The 16,235-nt window shown below is 62.9% G+C and carries 11 protein-coding genes; 1 reads left to right on the top strand and 10 read right to left on the bottom strand.

The window, feature by feature from the left end:
- Position 1: 1 nt before the first annotated feature.
- From Thiofri_RS04085 to Thiofri_RS04075, 3 genes are all read right to left on the bottom strand, one after another.
- A complete protein-coding gene (locus Thiofri_RS04085) occupies positions 2-1,009 on the bottom strand; it encodes a chlorophyllide a reductase iron protein subunit X (protein WP_009150444.1) in 1,008 nt (335 codons plus the stop codon).
- Entirely contained in the window at positions 1,002-1,976 is a 975-nt protein-coding gene (gene bchC / locus Thiofri_RS04080; protein ID WP_009150443.1) for a chlorophyll synthesis pathway protein BchC, read from the bottom strand. The genes Thiofri_RS04085 and bchC overlap by 8 nt, the downstream gene beginning before the upstream one ends.
- A 216-nt stretch (positions 1,977-2,192) precedes the next feature.
- Positions 2,193-4,238 carry a polyprenyl synthetase family protein gene (locus Thiofri_RS04075; RefSeq protein ID WP_313778497.1) on the bottom strand — a complete coding sequence of 682 codons (2,046 nt, stop codon included), beginning with the start codon at positions 4,236-4,238 and terminating at the stop codon, positions 2,193-2,195.
- Between the two features lie 552 nt (positions 4,239-4,790).
- Between Thiofri_RS04075 and Thiofri_RS04070 the strand changes: the two genes are divergently transcribed.
- Positions 4,791-6,020 carry a carotenoid 1,2-hydratase gene (locus Thiofri_RS04070; protein ID WP_009150441.1) on the top strand — a complete coding sequence of 410 codons (1,230 nt, stop codon included), beginning with the start codon at positions 4,791-4,793 and terminating at the stop codon, positions 6,018-6,020.
- An 89-nt stretch (positions 6,021-6,109) separates the two neighbouring features.
- Here the strand turns inward: Thiofri_RS04070 and Thiofri_RS04065 are convergent, their stop codons facing one another.
- The 7 genes from Thiofri_RS04065 to nifL all read right to left on the bottom strand — a co-directional run bounded on the left by Thiofri_RS04065 (position 6,110) and on the right by nifL (position 15,856).
- The gene (locus tag Thiofri_RS04065; protein ID WP_190275850.1) at positions 6,110-7,654 is read right to left on the bottom strand and encodes an HDOD domain-containing protein; all 1,545 of its coding nucleotides are present in this window, start codon (positions 7,652-7,654) and stop codon (positions 6,110-6,112) included.
- Between the two features lie 257 nt (positions 7,655-7,911).
- Entirely contained in the window at positions 7,912-9,957 is a 2,046-nt protein-coding gene (locus Thiofri_RS04060) for a transglutaminase TgpA family protein (RefSeq protein WP_009150439.1), read from the bottom strand.
- A complete protein-coding gene (locus tag Thiofri_RS04055; protein WP_223296805.1) occupies positions 9,947-10,849 on the bottom strand; it encodes a DUF58 domain-containing protein in 903 nt (300 codons plus the stop codon). Before Thiofri_RS04055 ends, Thiofri_RS04060 begins: the two co-directional genes overlap by 11 nt.
- 110 nt (positions 10,850-10,959) lie before the next feature.
- Positions 10,960-11,919, bottom strand: coding sequence for an AAA family ATPase (locus Thiofri_RS04050; protein WP_009150437.1), 960 nt, complete (start codon positions 11,917-11,919; stop codon positions 10,960-10,962).
- A gap of 180 nt (positions 11,920-12,099) precedes the next feature.
- The gene (locus tag Thiofri_RS04045) at positions 12,100-12,417 is read right to left on the bottom strand and encodes a FeoA family protein (RefSeq protein ID WP_009150436.1); all 318 of its coding nucleotides are present in this window, start codon (positions 12,415-12,417) and stop codon (positions 12,100-12,102) included.
- Positions 12,418-12,510: 93 nt separating this feature from the next.
- Positions 12,511-14,076, bottom strand: a complete 1,566-nt coding sequence (nifA, locus tag Thiofri_RS04040) for a nif-specific transcriptional activator NifA (protein ID WP_009150435.1) — start codon at positions 14,074-14,076, stop codon at positions 12,511-12,513.
- 34 nt (positions 14,077-14,110) lie between these two features.
- Positions 14,111-15,856: a nitrogen fixation negative regulator NifL gene (gene nifL, locus Thiofri_RS04035; protein ID WP_009150434.1), complete on the bottom strand. Its 1,746-nt coding sequence runs from the start codon at positions 15,854-15,856 to the stop codon at positions 14,111-14,113.
- Positions 15,857-16,235: the final 379 nt, after the last annotated feature.

The raw sequence follows: 16,235 nt of genomic DNA, 5'->3' as shown, positions 1-16,235 counted from the left end.
GTTAGGCGTCGTCGTAGAGGACTTCTAGTGATGGCTTGACGGTCTTCTGGACGCTGCACATGTCTTCTGGCTTGGCGGGCTCTAGCACCACATCCCGACCGACGGCATCGCTGGCGAAGAGACCAAGCAGATCCTCGTGGGCCAGCGGCGTTGTCTGAAGCGGCGGCGCGATGGCGACCTGCTCAGCCAAACCTTTGAACAAGCCAGCCCAGGGGCTGTCGAGCTTGCCGATGATCTGATAAGCCGCGCTCTTGCGGCGGATGTCATCGTCCTGCGGAATCTCGGCCAGTACCGGGACCCCGACTTTCTCGGCAAAGCGCTGGGCTTCACCCGTGCCGTCGTCTTTGTTGATGACCATGCCAGCCACACCGACATTGCCACCAAGACCGCGAAAATACTCAACCGCCGAGCAAACATTGTTGGCCACATAAAGGGATTGGAGATCGTTGGAGCCGACCAGCATCACCTTTTGGCACATGTCGCGTGCGATTGGCAGGCCGAAGCCGCCGCAGACCACGTCCCCCAGAAAATCGAGCAGGACGTAGTCGAAATCCCAATCGTTGAAACCCAGGCTCTCCAGCAGCTCGAAGCCATGGATGATGCCGCGCCCACCGCAACCGCGTCCGACCTCGGGACCGCCGAGCTCCATCGCGAAGACACCATCGCGCTTAAAGCAGACATCGCCGATCTCGACCGGCTCGCCAGCGAGCTTCTTTTTGCTCGAGGTTTCAATAATTGTCGGGCAGGAACGACCGCCAAACAGCAGGGTGGCGGTATCGCTTTTCGGATCGCAACCGATCAGCAGCACCTTTTTGCCAAGTTGCGCGAACATGTAGGACAAGTTCGCCAGGGTGAAGCTCTTGCCAATGCCGCCCTTGCCGTAGATCGCGATGATCTCGGGACGCTTGCCAGAGCCATTTCCACCAGATCCGGCACCACCAGCTTCGGGCAGGCCAGACGGCTGCTCAAAGGGCTGGCCAGGAGCGAAATGGCCGGCGGGGTTAAACATCGACATGCCTCCAGTCAAGAATCATCTTCAGGCAGCTCGGGTCGGAGAAGGCGGTGACATAAGCCTCCGCCGCTTGATCTGCCGGCAGTCTGTGCGTAATCAGCCCATCGAAGGACAGGCGCCCAGACTCGATCAGGCTTTTCACCGCGATCAGGTCGGGCTCTTTGAATTCTGCCGCCACCCGCAGGCGCAACTCGCGCATAAAGGCGGGCGGGAAGTCGAACGAAAGCGGCGCCTCGTAGAAGCCCCCCAAAACGATCTCGCCACCCGGGGCCATGCGTGCGATCAGGATATCGAGCAGCTTGCTGTCGCCGCTGACGTCGCAGATGCAACGATAATCCCGGCGCTCATCGCTGGCGGGGTCGATCACCTGGTAGCCCTCGGCGCCGGCGACCCGCTCGGGGTTGCGCTCCCAGACGACCGGCTTGCCACCCATGACGACGGCCAAACGAGCCAACAGGCGACCCAGAACACCATGACCAATAATGAGATCAGGTGTTTGGCCAGAATGCGCCTGGCCGGTCGCGACCTCTGGTGCGATGGCATGATGCGCGGTAGCCGCCAGCGCCATCAGGACGCCTTTTTCACCCATATTGGCCGGCAGGGGTAGCAAGCGGTTGCCTGGTGCAACGACACGAGAAGCAGCACCGCCGAAAAGACCGGCTACCTCACCGTAACAACGCGCGCCAGGCACGAACACCTGCTCACCTTCAACCCGACCGCTGTCCTCACCGGCCGCCAGGATCTGGCCGACTGACTCATAGCCTGGCACTAATGGATAAGCCAAGCCCGGAAAAGGCGGCATCCGCCCGGACCAGAGCAAACGCTCGGTCCCGGTGCTGATGCCGCTCCAGTGAATGCCCACGACACAGTCAGCCGGGCTCGGCGGGGTCAGGTCCAAACGCCTGACCGCGAGCTGCTCGGGCTGCTCTAGAACGACCGCAAGGGTGTTCATGTCGATGGGCATAGTCACTAGAAACCGATGTTTAACCGCGATGACCGGTGGCGAGATGCCGACCGGCTGCGCTGAACAGGAACCCGGCAAGGGTGCCCACCCAAGTCTCACTGTAAAGCGGCGAGAGAAAAAGAAACCGCAAGACCAAGGAAACTAGGTGTCAGTCTAGCCTGACTGATGGATATGTCAAGGCTGATTTACACCTCGGATGTAAATTCAGCTTGGCAATCAGTCTCGGTGATCGGGCTTGGCTATCATTACCCGGGTTTGCATCGGTTGGCGCGTCTTGAGCAGACGCACGGAGGAGAAGCCAGCAGCCTTGAGCATGGCTGCAAGCTCGCGCGGCGGGCGCGGGCGACCACTGCCCATAGCAAGCAGGTAGAAACCGAAGTAGGCATCGCCAATAGGCTCCGCCCCAGGCGTCTCGGCCATGGGTTCGGTCACCAGCAGGGTGCCGTTCATCGGGAGTGCGGCACGCGCGGCCTTGAGCATAGTCATGGCCATATCATCGTCGTGGTCATGAATCACCCGCACAAAAGAGATCAGATCGGCGCCCCTGGGCAACGGGTCGCGCTTCATGTCGCCGCCGAAAGTCTGGCTGCGCTCGCCAAGGCCATGGTCGCGCAAGCGGACGGCGGCGCGTTCGGCCACCGCCGGCAGGTCGAAGAGTTGCAGCTTCAGATGCGGCCAGCGTTGCCCGGCCGCGAGCAGGAAACTCCCCTCCCCGCCACCGACATCGAGCAGACACTGGTGGTCCTTGAACGAATAAGCATCGAGGGTATCGCCTGCGACGAAGGCATGAGAGGCCGTCATCAACTGGCTATAGGACGCCACCTCGGCATCGCCGGCCGCACCAGGCGTGGCTGCTCCCGCATAGGCCCAGTAACGCCCCAGTTCGGTTTCCGCCAGTTCGCCACGCAACAGGGCCAGCGGATCAGTCAGATCCCGATACAGCATGCGGTGGTGGCGCACGATGGCGGCAATGCCGGGGTTGCCGAGCATCGCCGCGCCATGGGGTCCGAGCCCGAAGCGCCCGCCTGCGCGGCGATTGAACAGCCGCAGCGCCACCCCGGCGCGCAGCAGCCGATCAGCCGCTGCGGACGAGAGGTCAACCTCGGCGCCCAGTTCCTCGGGGGTCACTGGCTCCTTGGCCAGACGCTCAAAGAGCTCCAGGCGCACACAGGCGTCGAGGATCTGGGAATAGACAAAACCGGCGCAGATGTCGAACAACCCGCTCGCGCGGCGCTGGGCGACAGGACGAGTGAGCGGAAAGTCCGCCGCCCAACGCTGAAAAGCCGGGCTGGCGATGAGCCGACTGAGAGATTGATGCCAGACGTCGCTCAGACGCTCGGACCAGGTGATCTGCATTGCGGCGTTCTCCTCAAGGTTCCCCATGTCCGGTTCTGGCTGGGGCCAGTCAAGTCGGTCAACCAGCTCGGCCGGCAGCAGCCGGCGCATTTCTGAGCCCACCAGCTCGGCCAATTTGGCTCGCCCCGGGCAGGCCGGAATGCCATGGACCGCCGCATCGACCAGCTTTTTCAACCGCCCAAGCGCGCCATCCAGCCCCAGCTCGGCCACTGCACTTGGCCGCCCGTGGGTCTGATCCTGCCCCATGGGCTTACCCATGTCGGCTTCGCTCACGGCAACATCGCGCAAATCGTCCGCCACCTGATAGGCCAGACCGAGCTTTTCGCCAAAGGCATGCCAGGGTGCAGGATCCTGTCCGGCGGCGGCGGCGCCGGCCTCGGTCGCGGCGAAAAAGAGCGCGGCGGTTTTCTGGCGATGGTATTCGGTCAGCTCCACCTCGGGCTCGCACTCCCAAGCCTGCCCGGCGATGATGCCAGAGGTCATGCCCACCGCGCGGCCAACAATGGCCGTCAGACTCGCTGCTCGCGCTGGGTGAGACCCCGCATTCCATGCCAGCAACTCAAAGGCGCGCACAATCAGCCCGTCACCGACCAACACCGCCAGTCGCTCGCCGTAGGCGGCATGCACCGAGGGGCGCCCGCGGCGGGTAGCGGCATCGTCAAAGCAGGGCAGATCGTCATGCACCAGAGAAGCGCAATGGAGCAATTCCAAAGCAGCCGCTGCGGCATCGCTCAGCGCCGGCGCATCGTCGCCGCAGGCCAGCGCCACCGCCAGGCAAAGGCGGGGGCGCACCCGCCCACCACCAGGGAAAACCGCATGGCGGGTCGCAGCTTCCAGGAGCGGTGGTGCCGCCTCCCCGCTACCCTGGGCAATAGCCCGCTTAAGGGTCTGTTCAATTCGCGACATCACATCCATCGGTTGCAGATTCCTCACTGATTTGGCGGTTGGGCGGCAGTGGCGACCAGGGGCATCTCCCGCAGCATCGGGACCAACACTCATGGTCCCGGCTACCCCGAGGCAATGAATCCATGAGATTAGGGTAAGCAGGCGATAAGCTGGTTGCCACGTCTAGCTGTCCTGTAAGATAGACACCGCCCGAGGGGGCGTCAATTCGCATGCTGTCGGCTGCCATGACCAGCGGCGGTTTCACCTTCGCAACCACCCGCCCCGTGATCCGAGCATTCCCCCCCAATCCAGCGCAAAATCCATCCCGACTTCCGATCCCGCATCCAGCATAAAGCCCGTGTTAGCAGCGTGCCCGCCATCACGTCTCACCAAGCTGCCCATTCAGATCAAACCGGTCGAGCTGATGCAGCGGGTCGGACTTGCCAGAAACAGACCGTCTTTATCTGCGCTTAAGACTGCGAAAACATCCCGCAATGGTTGATCGCATAATGTGCACCGCCAATCCCCCACTAATCAGGGGCCTTCATGAATTCACACCACGGAGATCAACGTATGCGCCGAGCACACCTTCGCCCTGCTCAACCGCTTTGGGCCACAGCTGCAAGCTCCGCCGGATTTCACCCACCCGGCCTCACCGACCCTGTTCGAGCAGCTGTTCCCGACCAGCGGTGGCGCCACCTATGGCCGCGCATCCCACGACTGGATGGCGTCTTTCAGTCGACCGGAAGTACGCACCAAGCTGCCGGGCCTGTCTCTGGCGGGGGGCGGCCCCCACCCGGAACAGGAACTGCCGAGGGCGACCCTATTCGGCCATCTGACAGCGCAGATCGAGCTCGCGGACCGGCCTTCGATCAAAGCATCCCGAAGAACGGCTACCTCTGGTGGTACATCGACGCACTGAGCGACGACGGCCAACATGGGCTCACCATCATCGCGCTGCTCGGCAGTGTTTTCTCGCCCTACTATGCCCGGGCAAGGCAGCGCGGCCCAGCCGACCCGGAGCACTTCTGCGCGCTAAACGCCGTGATCTATGGCGCCAGCGGCAAACGTTGGGCCATGACCGAACGCGGTCGCCAACGCCTGAGCCGCACACCGACCGAACTGCGCATCGGCCCCAGCCAATTGCACTGGGATGGCGATGATCTGGTTATCGACATCCATGAAACCGCCGCCCCCATCCCGCTACCCCTGCGCGGCCAAGTGCGCGTGCGCCCCCAGACCATGACCCGCCATGTCGAACAACTCGACCAACACGGACGCCATCACTGGTGGCCCATCGCGCCCGATTCGCGGGTCAGCGTCCAGCTCAGCCATCCGCATCTACACTGGAGCGGCGATGGCTATCTGGACAGCAATTGGGGCTCGGAGCCGCTAGAACAGGGGTTCACAGACTGGGACTGGTCACGCGCCAAACGCCGCCAGGGCGGAGCGGTCGTGCTCTACGAGGCCAATCGGCGCGACGGCAGCGCGCTGTCGCTTGCCCTGCAGGTGAACCGCGACGGCTCGGTTGAGCCCTTCGAGCCACCGGCGCGGGTACCCCTGCCGACCACCACTGTTTGGCGCATTGCGCGCGCTACCCGTAGCGAACATCCTGTAACCGGAGAGACCCGCGCCCAAGTGCTCGAGACCCTGGAAGACACGCCGTTTTATGCGCGCTCCACCATCGCCACCCGCCTCTTGGGCGAGCCTGTCACCGCCGTGCATGAAAGCCTGTCGCTGGATCGTTTCGCCCAGCCCTGGGTGCGCATGCTGCTGCCTTTTCGGATGCCGCGCTGGCCATAAAACTTCTGAGATAGACCAATCGCAAACGGGTTTGCGGTTCTGGGTCGGGTGACGGCCACGGGGGTCTCGGTATATGGGTTGGCGCGGCATCAGCCCCCGCTAATCAACCGCAGACCGATCGACAGCTGCTGGATGAACTGGCGAAAGCTGGCCTCATCAGATGCCTCGATTGGGCGCCCGGAACTGGCACGATCGGCATAGAGAAACCCGATGCATTTGTCGGTGAAGAGCACCGGGTGAATCAAAAAATCACCCTTGCCGACAAATTGCGCAAAAGGCCCGCGCACCAGCTTGCGCTCATCGGGCGAGGAGTCAGCATGAATCCAAAACGCCTTGCGCTGCATGATTACAGCGGCAAGGAGAGGATTCATCTCCGAGCGCACACTGAAGCGAAAGCTCGACTGCAAGCGCTCCTCGACTTCCGTTAGCACATACTTGGCCGCAATCGCGTCTTTCTTGGTGGTCAAGAGCGCAAAGACGGTGCGGTCCATACCAATACCACGGTGAACGCCCTCCACCACGGTCGTCAGCAAGCGATTGATATCCGGCTTGCCATTGAGCAACTCAGCCATGCGACCCAGCATCTCGAGTTGCAGCATCGGATTCGGGCGCAGCAACCCGGCAGGATAGCCATCCTCGCCAAGCGCCGTTTCATCACCCGCCTCGGCAGCGCTAGCCTCGGCAGCGGCTTTGCGTTCCGCCTTGTCGCGCTTTGCCTTGGCCCGCGCGGTTTCCGGAATCAGCGGTGCAACCTTGGTGGCGCCGAACTGCACCGCCATTTCGCGCGCCACATCGGAGCTTTGATGCACCTTCTCGCGCATGTCGGCCAGATTCAGCCCCATGTTGCGCGCCACCCGCGACAACAACTGCTGAATCTCATTCGACTCCCAGCCGCGCCGCATTGCCACCTCAGCAATGCGCCGGCCGGTGGCAATGCGCTCCCCAGCCTGCCCCGGCTCCGACGACAGTGCCTTCTGCAACACCTGACCAAGCGACCAGTGCTGCGCCAAGCGCAGCGAGAGCTGGGTCATATCGCACCCAAAGGTGCGTTTTTCGAGACGCGCGATCTGCACCGCCTCGTCGTCACCAAATTCCGCTTTCTCAGCCAGATAATTGTTCACCCTGGGGTCGGAACTCGACAGCGCCGCGAGCCCCCCAATGCGATACAACAAACCGGCGACGAAAATCTCCGCCACCACGTCATCCTGCGCCATGCGCGCGAGCGTCTGCGCCTGAGTGGCGGTATGAAAGGCCAACGCCATTTCCTCGAGCAGGGCGGCGCGACTCTGACCGCGCAGGACTTGCTCGATCACGCTGAGGGATATCGCCAGATCGCGCACTGCGTCAAAGCCAAGCAGCACCACACCGCGATCAACCGTTTGGATATTGCCGTGACTGCTAGGAAACAACGGACTGTTCGCCAGCTTGACCAGGCGTGCGGCCATCGCGGCATCTTTGGCGATGGCATTGGAGAGCTTGTAGGCGCTGGCTTCCGGATCATTGGAAATCCGCGTCACATCGCTGACGGTGCGCGCAAAGGCCGGAAGTTCGGTATCGGTAAGAAAATTGGTCCAGGCGTTCAGCGTCATTGGCAATGAACGCCCTGAGCCGGCCGCCTGATCAAATGGTGCCATGTTCATATCCCGAACCAATGGCGACATAGCGCCACCAAGGTGCACACTGTTCCAACCAGAGTGCTTGTTCTTATTATCGTTGCTCTGTGCGGGCCTGCTCTGCTCTGACCGGCACCTCGAGCATCACCAAGACGCCACAATTCATGCGAAAACTGGCTAGCTGCCAGCGCGGTATCTTTACCCTGACAGTAGGACTAAAGTCGCGATTTGTCCAGAAAAACTGGTGTTCTCATGCCTGACTCGAATGGCAGACTAAATCACACTTTCCGACGAATATTCATACGCCGTTCACGCAGGATAAGCGCGTCGCGGGCAGAGCCATTTTCCGCACGACCAAAACGCATTGGCAGGTAGAGCTTTAGCCAGACATTCAGCCCCTGCGCCAAATCGGGCCGCGCCACCGCCACCCGTTGCAGATAATCGCGCGGTCCCTCGCCAGGCTTGCGCGCCAGACCCACGCGCGCAAGGCGCTGGCACAGGCGCGCGAAACTGCGTTCGACAGGATCGGCCGGCCAGCGCCGGCGCGCCAGCAGCCCATGCAGGAGCGCCATCAGCACCGCGCCACCGCTGGCCAGACCCAGCACCAGGCCATAGGTGCCCAGATGCTCGAACCCCAGCGCTTCCAGCAAGCGCTGCTGGCGGGTGCTGGAGAAGTTCACCACCCAATTGTTCCAGCCCGCATTGCCCGCATCCACCAGCAGCCGCAGACTGTGCGCCAGCCGCCCCAGGCCGCTGTCGCGCGACATCCGAAAACGCAGCGGCGCGGTACCACCCAGGTCGGCCAGTTCAGCATCGTTGTCGACGCGCTCAGGCGCAACCGCTGCGGTCGGGTCAACTCGGGTCCAGCCGCTGTCTTCCAGCCACACCTCGACCCAGGCGTGAGCATCGGATTGACGCACCAAATAGTGTCCGCCCAGGGGATTGCGCTCGGCGCCCAGGTAGCCCACCACCAGCCGCGCCGGGATGCCAGCCAAACGCATCAGCAGCGCGAAGCTGCTGGCATAATGCTCGCAATAGCCGGCGCGAGTCTCAAACAGGAAATCATCAACCGGATTAGACCCCAGCGGCGGTGGCCTCAGGGTGTAACGGAAGGGCTCACGGCGAATATGCGCCAGCGCGCGAGTCAGGATGGCGCGCGCGCCACCGCCCTGCTCCTGCCATGCGCCCACCAGCAGGCGCATGCGCGGCGTGATCATGCGCTCGGGCAACTCGAGCGCCAATTCACGCTCAGGAGAGGTTAGCGCCAACGAGCGATATTTGAGTGCCGAACGCAGCTCAAAGCGTTTGAGTTCCTGCAGCGGCTCTCTTGCGACCAGGCGCGCATCTCGCGTCAATTGCGCATCCGCTGGCGCCGCAAGAGGCAGATCAAGCGCGAAGATCCAGCGCTGTTCGGTCGCTTCCATCACGATGGCGTAGTCAAGTTCCTCACCCAGCGACTCGATGTCCGCCGGCAGGTCGGTCATCAGCTCCTTGGGTCCGGGCTCCCAGCCACGCCCGTCGGTTTGCCATAGCACAGGCCCACGCCAATAGAGCTCGGAAGGCTCGACCGGCAACGGCTGGTCGAAATAGGCATGGAAGGCCACGGCGCCCACGCGCACCAGCTCGCTGAAGTTGCCAAGCTCCAGCGAATCGCTCACCCCGGTCTGGGCCCGATCGCGCTCCAGCCCCAGGCTCCACAAGGGCGAATCGAGCCGCGGGAAGAGCACGAACAGCAATGCTGCCAGTGGCACCGCCTGGCCGCTCAGCACCACGGCCCGGCGCCCGGCGGCACGCAGGCGTTTGATCCATGCCTGCCGACCAGCGTCGCGCCGCACCGCGCTTAAGTCCGCGAGCAACGCAAAACTGCCAAGCAGCAGCGCCCCCAGATAGACGGCAAAGAGCGGCGACTGATTGAACAGAAAGGCCACCACCAGCAAAAAGCCGAACAGCAGCAAGGACACCCGCAGATCGCGCATGGCGCGAATCTCGAGCGTCTTTAATACCATCATGGTGAGCAGCAGTGCGGTGCCGGCATCCTGACCTGCCAGTTCGCGATAAGCCGCCAGCACCACGCCCATCCCAAGGAACGCCAGAGCCACCAGCGGCCAGCGCCCGGGCGTGAGCGCCGGGCGGAACAGAACCGCGACCCGCGCCAGCAGCACCAGGGCGATATAACCGGCGACCGGTGCCTTCATGTAAAACAGCAGCGGCACTGCGGCCAGACCCAGCAGCGCGGTCAGCAGGCCGATCTGGAGAAAATCCGGTGCGGGTTCGCCAGTGGACCTGGGTGCGAGCCGGCGCGTGGCATTGCGCTTAATCTTCATGGCGAAACCCCGCCAGCACGCTCAGGCAGCGATGCTTGTGTGCATCACCCTGGCCGCGCTCGACACTCAAACCCGGCAGCCGCAGCCCATAGACCAGGTGTTGCTCCGAGGCGTTGAGCACTTGCCGACACAGCAGCGCGGTGCGCGTCTCTTCATCCACCGGCGGCAGCGCATTCCAATCAAGCCACACCCGCGCGGCGCGGTCGCCGCCAAACTGCTTGACCACCAGTCCGCGCTCGCGGGCCAGCGCCTTCCAGTCGATGCGCTTTAATGAGTCGCCTGGTGCATAGCTGCGCGCACCGACAAAATCGTCCGCCCCGATGCCCTGATCGCCGCTGGCGTTGTGATCGACCGAGCTCAGCTGCGGCGGCGCGCCGGCATGGGGTGCCGGGCGTGGATAGACAGTGGCCACGGCATCGACCGACACCAGCGACCAGGCGCGAAACAGCCCCAACGGATAGCGGGTTTCGATCAGCACCTCGCCGAGCGGCAAGGGGCCGCGACGCTCGGTCGGCACCGGTAAAACCACCCGCACCATGCCGCCAGCAACGACATCGACACAGTCGCAGCCGCGCACACAGAGGGCACCACGCTCGCGATCACGCGCGTCCTCGAGAGCAACATCGAAACGCGCCTCCTGGCCGGCGAAGACTGGCGCCCCCGGCTGCGCCCACACCCGCAAACGCAGCAGATTGAACCAGGCATGATGCATGCTGACCAGACTGACCCCGGCCATCACAAAGGTAAACAGCAGACCAAGGTTGTTTTGGTAGTTCAAGGCGCCAAGCAGGGTCACCAACAGCAGCAGGCCATAGCCCATACCGGCCCGCGTGGGGAGAATATAAATCTGTCGCGCCCCGATGGTTGCCTGCCCCTGAGCGTCGACCGGCACCCTTCTGAGTAGCCTGCTGAATCGCGTCGTCCAACCGGGGGTTTGTCGCCGCGCAGGAGATGTCCGAGTCGCCATGTCGCGCAGCGTCCTTCGTCAGCTTGGCAGGATGCTCAGGGAACCGAAACCGCTCGCAGAATAAAGTCCGCGATCTCGGCATGGCCAACGGGACCATTGTCATCCCCGCTCAGCAAACGGTGCGGCACGCACGCCGGCAGCACCGCCTGGATATCTTCTGGGATCACGTAGCCGCGACCATGGATCAAGGCCCAGGCACGCGCCGCGCGCAGCAACCCGAGCCCGGCGCGTGGTGAAAGCCCGTGCAAAAAACGATTGCTCGCGCGGGTAAAGGCCAGAATGCCATGGCAGTAATCGATGACGGGCGCCGCCACATGCACGGACGCGACACGTTGCTGCAACCCCAGCAGTTCGTCGACACTCAGCGCCGGTTCGACAGCGGCTAGGAGTGCACGCCGGTCGGCACCGGCCAGCAGCGCCTTCTCATGCTCGGCGTTTGGGTAGCCAAGCTCAATGCGCATCAAAAAGCGATCAAGCTGCGACTCCGGCAGCGGAAAGGTGCCGACCTGATAGGTCGGGTTCTGGGTGGCGATGACAAAAAAGGGTGTGGGCAGGGCGCGCGTCTCGCCCTCAGCCGTGACCTGGCCCTCTTCCATGGCCTCGAGCAGGGCACTCTGCGCCTTGGGCGTGGCGCGGTTGATTTCATCGGCCAGCACCACCTGGGCAAAAATCGGCCCGGGATGGAAGGCGAAATGCTCGCGCACCCGCTCGTACACCGACACGCCAATGATGTCCGCCGGCAGTAGATCGCTGGTGAACTGAATGCGCGCAAAATTGAGCCCCAGCAGCCGCGCGAGCAAGTGCGCCAGGGTGGTCTTGCCGACCCCCGGCAAATCTTCGATCAACAAATGGCCGCGCGCGAGCAGACAAGCCAGCGCTAGGCGCAGCTCAGGTTCTTTGCCAAGAATGACGGTCCTGGCGGCAGAGAGGATCTGGTCGATTGAACGGGCCTCAGCCGGCGTTGCGCGACCCGTTACAGAATCAGTCTTTGACATGGGATGAAAGATAAAGAGGATCGCATTGCAAAGGCCCCTGAACCCCGCCCGTGTCGAGCCCAAGGCAGATGCTTAAGCTAAGGGTCATCGACCCGGCACCCTCTGGAAAAATAGCCATGAGATGCGCGGCAACGCTCACAGACCCGGACATCGTGGGAAATGCATCCAGGAAAGTCACGGTCAAGCGGAGGGATCAGACAAGGGTGCTGCGTCCTGCGGCAAGACGGCATCGAGTGGCTCGACACGCAGCTTCTCGGCAATGCCGCCGCCGAGGGCGACCCGAGTTGGACCGATTGAGACCACCCGAGCGCGACCCCGGTGATGCTCCACACGCAACTCACTGCCCAAACGCACCCCGAGCGCGAGCAGACGGCGACTAAGATCGCGCCCGCCACTGATGCCGATCACCCGCGCCCGGGCACCGAGCGGAAGCTCTGCAAGGGTCGCGGGCGCAGGCGGAGAAGCAGGGATTGGGCCAAAGGTGGCAGTCTTATCCATAAGCTGAAAGTCTAAGTCAGACAAAAAAGCGAATCAAGAATCACTATCAATACCCAAATCAAGGACAGCGCCAACTGCTAGCACAAGAGCGAATCAGAACTGCTTCACGCGAATATTGAGCGTCTGGATGCGATAAGCAATCTGCCGCGGGGTCATGCCGAGCAGGCGCGCGGCCTTGGCCTGTACCCAGCCGGCTTGCTCCAGCGCCGCGATGACACGCTCACGCTCGTCGAGGTCCGGGTCTTGCAGGTCAACCGCATTGGGCGCAGCGGGCAGGTCCATGCCGGGCTCCAGGCGCAGGCCGGTCAGGTCGATTACATCGCGGTCGATGACGCCGGTTTCACTCATCACCGCCGCGCGTTCCATGCAATTTTCCAGTTCGCGCACATTGCCGGGCCAGTCGTGGCGCATCAGAGCGCGCACGGCGGAATCGGTGATTTCCAGCTCCCGACCCTGGGTCTTGGCGATCTTGGCGACCAGGAAGCGCGCCAGGTCCGGGATGTCCTCGATGCGCTCGCTCAGAGCTGGCATGTAGATGGGCATCACGTTCAGGCGATAATAGAGGTCTTCGCGGAACTGGCCCTCGCGGACTTCTTGCTCAAGATTGCGATTGGTCGCGGCGATGACCCGCACGTCAACCTTGAGGGTGCGATTGCCACCGACGCGCTCGAACTCGCCTTCCTGCAAGACGCGCAGCAGCTTGGCCTGGAAGACGGCGCTGATTTCGCCGATTTCGTCCAGAAACAGCGTCCCGCCATCGGCCTGCTCGAAGCGGCCCTTGCGCAAACCGCTGGCGCCGGTGAAAGCCCCTTTTTCATGGCCGAAGAGTTCAGACTCCAACAGGCTATCCGGCAGCGCAGCGCAGTTGAGCTTGACGAAGGTGCCACGCGCGCGCGGGGAGTTGTAGTGAATCGCGCTGGCAATCAGTTCCTTGCCGGTGCCGGACTCACCGCGAATCAGTACCGTGGTATTCCACTTGGCCACCTGGCGCACTTGGTCAAACACCACGCGCATACGCTGGGTGTGGCCAATAATGTTCTCGAAACCATGGGCGCCCTTGAGATGCCGACGCAGCTTGTCGCGTTCCTCGCGCAGGGCGCTTTGCTCCGCGGCTACCGTGCGCGCCAGCCGCACCGCTTGGCCAATGAGATTAGCGACCATTTCCAAAAAACGCGCGCGCTCCTCGAGCAGACCATCGCGATCTGGCGGTTGCACGGCCAGCACCCCGATGGCGCCTTCCTCGCCTAAGCGAATAGGCACACCAATGAATGGCAGATCGCGGTCGTAGAGATTGAGCCGATCAAGAAAGCGCGGTTCGTCGCCGACGCGCGGCAGGATCCAGGGCTCATCGGCTTCCAGAATACGCCCAATCACCCCCTCCCCTGGGCGATAGCGGATAGTCTCGAAAGGCTCGGCAACCTCGTCATGGATGGCGCTCAGCATCAGCTCGCCGCTGTCCTCATCCATCAGGCAGACGATGCCGCGTTCCAACCCGCCGCGCTCGTGCAAGGTCTTGAGCAGCGCGCGCAGGGTCTGGTGCAGGTCGAGCGAGCGGCTCAGCACCCGGCTGACCTCAAACAGGGTCTCGAGCTGGGACTCAAGCTGGGTCAAGCGGGCACGCGCGCCCGGCTCGCTGCCGTTCGCATCGGTCTGCTTCATGCTCTGCATCCTGGTGTCCACCACGATCGCGCTGTTACTCCTGTGACGGGGCGTGACTCAGCACCAACTTGATCCGACAGCCGTCCTGAAAGGCGTCGTCGATCTCAATGGTACCGCCATGCTGGTTGACAATTTCCTGCGCCAGCGCGAGCCCCATACCGGCCCGTCCGCGCCGGCGCCGCCAACCGACGAAGAAGGGCTCGAACGCCTTGAGCCGATCAGCCGCTGGCAGGCCAGGGCCATTGTCCTGAATGACCACCTCGACCGAGTCGTCGAGCGTGCGCGTGGCCAGGCGCAGTTCGCGCTGCGCGCAGCGGCTTTCATGCAGGGCTTGCAGGGCATTGTCAATCAGATATTTGAACAGGGAACGCAACTGGTTGCGATGTCCAGACAGCTCCGGCAGTTGCATGGCCGGCTGCCAGTCGATCACCACACCAGCGGCCAGCAGCCGGTCAGTTTCCAGCTCCAGCACATGGCGCAGCAGTTCGTTGATATTGACCATCACGCCCGCCTCCGGCGCCTCGTTCGGCAAGGCTGCGTGCAGGGTGGCCAGCGCTCGTTCGCTGGCGGCGCTGATCTGGCGCAATTGTTCGATGAACAGCCCCATTTCGCCGTCGCGATCACCAAACATAGTGGTGGCGGCGCGAATCAAATTCAGCGGCTGTTCGATCTGATAACTCGCTGCGGCCAACGCCTCGCGTACTCCTTCTGATAGTTGCTGCTCGGCCAGGCGCGCGCGCAGATGCTCGAGATGGGCCCGGTCGATTTCGCGCCGACGCGCAGTGACATCGTTGGCCAACAACAGCAACCGATGCTCGCCTTCATCGGCTGCACCGAAGTAGCCGCGCACGCTGGCGTCGGATTCGTTCACTGCTACGCCAGAGCAGGAAAACCAGCGCGGTGCACTGCTGCCGGGGAGCATCAGGCTGATTTCAACGTCCTTGAAACCATCGCCGTGCAACACCCGCTCGAGCGGATCAAAGCCGGCCTGCTCAATCAAGGCCCGGCGCAGCTCTGCGACCGGCTCTTCACCGCGCAGATCGCCGAGGAGCTTTTTGTATTCCATGTTATCGAGCACCACTCGCCCTTCGGCATTGAGCAGCGCGACCAGCACCGGGGCGGCATTCAGCACGGCTTCGCTGCGGATCTTCTGCGCGCGCAGATCGGCTTCCAGGCGATGCTCACGGGTCACATCGCGGTGCATGCCAAGAAAAAACCGAATGCGCCCGCCAGCATCGAGCACGGGGGAGATAATCAGCTCAGCAAGATAATCGCCACCATCCCGGGTGCGATTGACCAAAATGCCTTTCCAGGTGTTTTTGCTCTGGATGGTGCGCCACAGTTGCTGGTAGATGCTGCTCGGCGTGGCATTGCTTGAAAGGATGGACTGATTGCGACCGATGAGTTGGTCGCGACTGTAACCGGTGAGCTGCTCGAAGGCGGCATTCACATAAAGAATATCGGCCTTGTCGTCGGTGATGGAAATGGCCACCGGCGCCTGCTCGACGGTCTCGAAATACACCCGCGGCGGCAGGGGCGCGCCCGGATCGCCCGCCATCAGCGTCAGCACGCGCAGCACTTCGGGCGGGGTGCCGACCGGCGGGGTGGCGAGAAACTGGGCCAAGGCGTTCAAGGCCTGCTGCTCTTCTGCCGTTGGTGGCCGAATGCTAGACCCGACATCCGTTCCTGCGCCCGATGCGGAATCGGCCCCACCATGGGCGCCGACATCGGACCCGACATCAGGTCTAACCTCTGCTTCGGCGAATCTTGATCCAGCCACGAGTGAATTCCTCCAGCATCTGTGCGCCTTGGCTGAGCCCTGTTGACCGGCTCCCGACCGACCGCAAAGTGGCCAGCCTGCCTCTATGAAGATAGCAACAGCATAAAGCAGAACTCGCGCCAGCGTCGATCCGCCATGCTGGATAGCTGCGCCGCTCGTGGGTGAAGACCAAACTCAGCTTGAGCCGCCTGGTTCATGCCACCCCAAAACAGAAATCAGGACCAATTCCGGACTTCGCAATCTCGACACGCGCGAGGATAAGGGCCAGCTTGTCGGAAAGGCAACAAAGACAGGGCTGCCCCCGAGATACCTGTGACGTCCGCGACAAGCCGGGCAACCTGCCAGGCGCTGCAAAAGCCTGCCAGCCGCCCACGACAAG

The sequence above is a fragment of the Thiorhodovibrio frisius genome, assembly GCF_033954835.1.
Classification (GTDB): domain Bacteria; phylum Pseudomonadota; class Gammaproteobacteria; order Chromatiales; family Chromatiaceae; genus Thiorhodovibrio; species Thiorhodovibrio frisius.
The sequence above is the reverse complement of the archived record's forward strand: the minus strand, read 5'-3'. Positions and strand labels throughout refer to the sequence as shown.

What these genes read in the sequence shown, in the direction of transcription:
- bchC (WP_009150443.1), bottom strand. Translation starts at nt 1,976, where the DNA reads ATGCCCATCGACATGAACACCCTTGCGGTCGTTCTAGAGCAGCCCGAG.
- Thiofri_RS04045 (WP_009150436.1), bottom strand. Translation starts at nt 12,417, where the DNA reads ATGGATAAGACTGCCACCTTTGGCCCAATCCCTGCTTCTCCGCCTGCG.
- Thiofri_RS04050 (WP_009150437.1), bottom strand. Translation starts at nt 11,919, where the DNA reads ATGTCAAAGACTGATTCTGTAACGGGTCGCGCAACGCCGGCTGAGGCC.
- Thiofri_RS04075 (WP_313778497.1), bottom strand. Translation starts at nt 4,238, where the DNA reads ATGTCGCGAATTGAACAGACCCTTAAGCGGGCTATTGCCCAGGGTAGC.
- Thiofri_RS04070 (WP_009150441.1), top strand. Translation starts at nt 4,791, where the DNA reads ATGCGCCGAGCACACCTTCGCCCTGCTCAACCGCTTTGGGCCACAGCT.
- nifA (WP_009150435.1), bottom strand. Translation starts at nt 14,076, where the DNA reads ATGAAGCAGACCGATGCGAACGGCAGCGAGCCGGGCGCGCGTGCCCGC.
- Thiofri_RS04060 (WP_009150439.1), bottom strand. Translation starts at nt 9,957, where the DNA reads ATGAAGATTAAGCGCAATGCCACGCGCCGGCTCGCACCCAGGTCCACT.
- Thiofri_RS04065 (WP_190275850.1), bottom strand. Translation starts at nt 7,654, where the DNA reads ATGGCACCATTTGATCAGGCGGCCGGCTCAGGGCGTTCATTGCCAATG.
- Thiofri_RS04085 (WP_009150444.1), bottom strand. Translation starts at nt 1,009, where the DNA reads ATGTTTAACCCCGCCGGCCATTTCGCTCCTGGCCAGCCCTTTGAGCAG.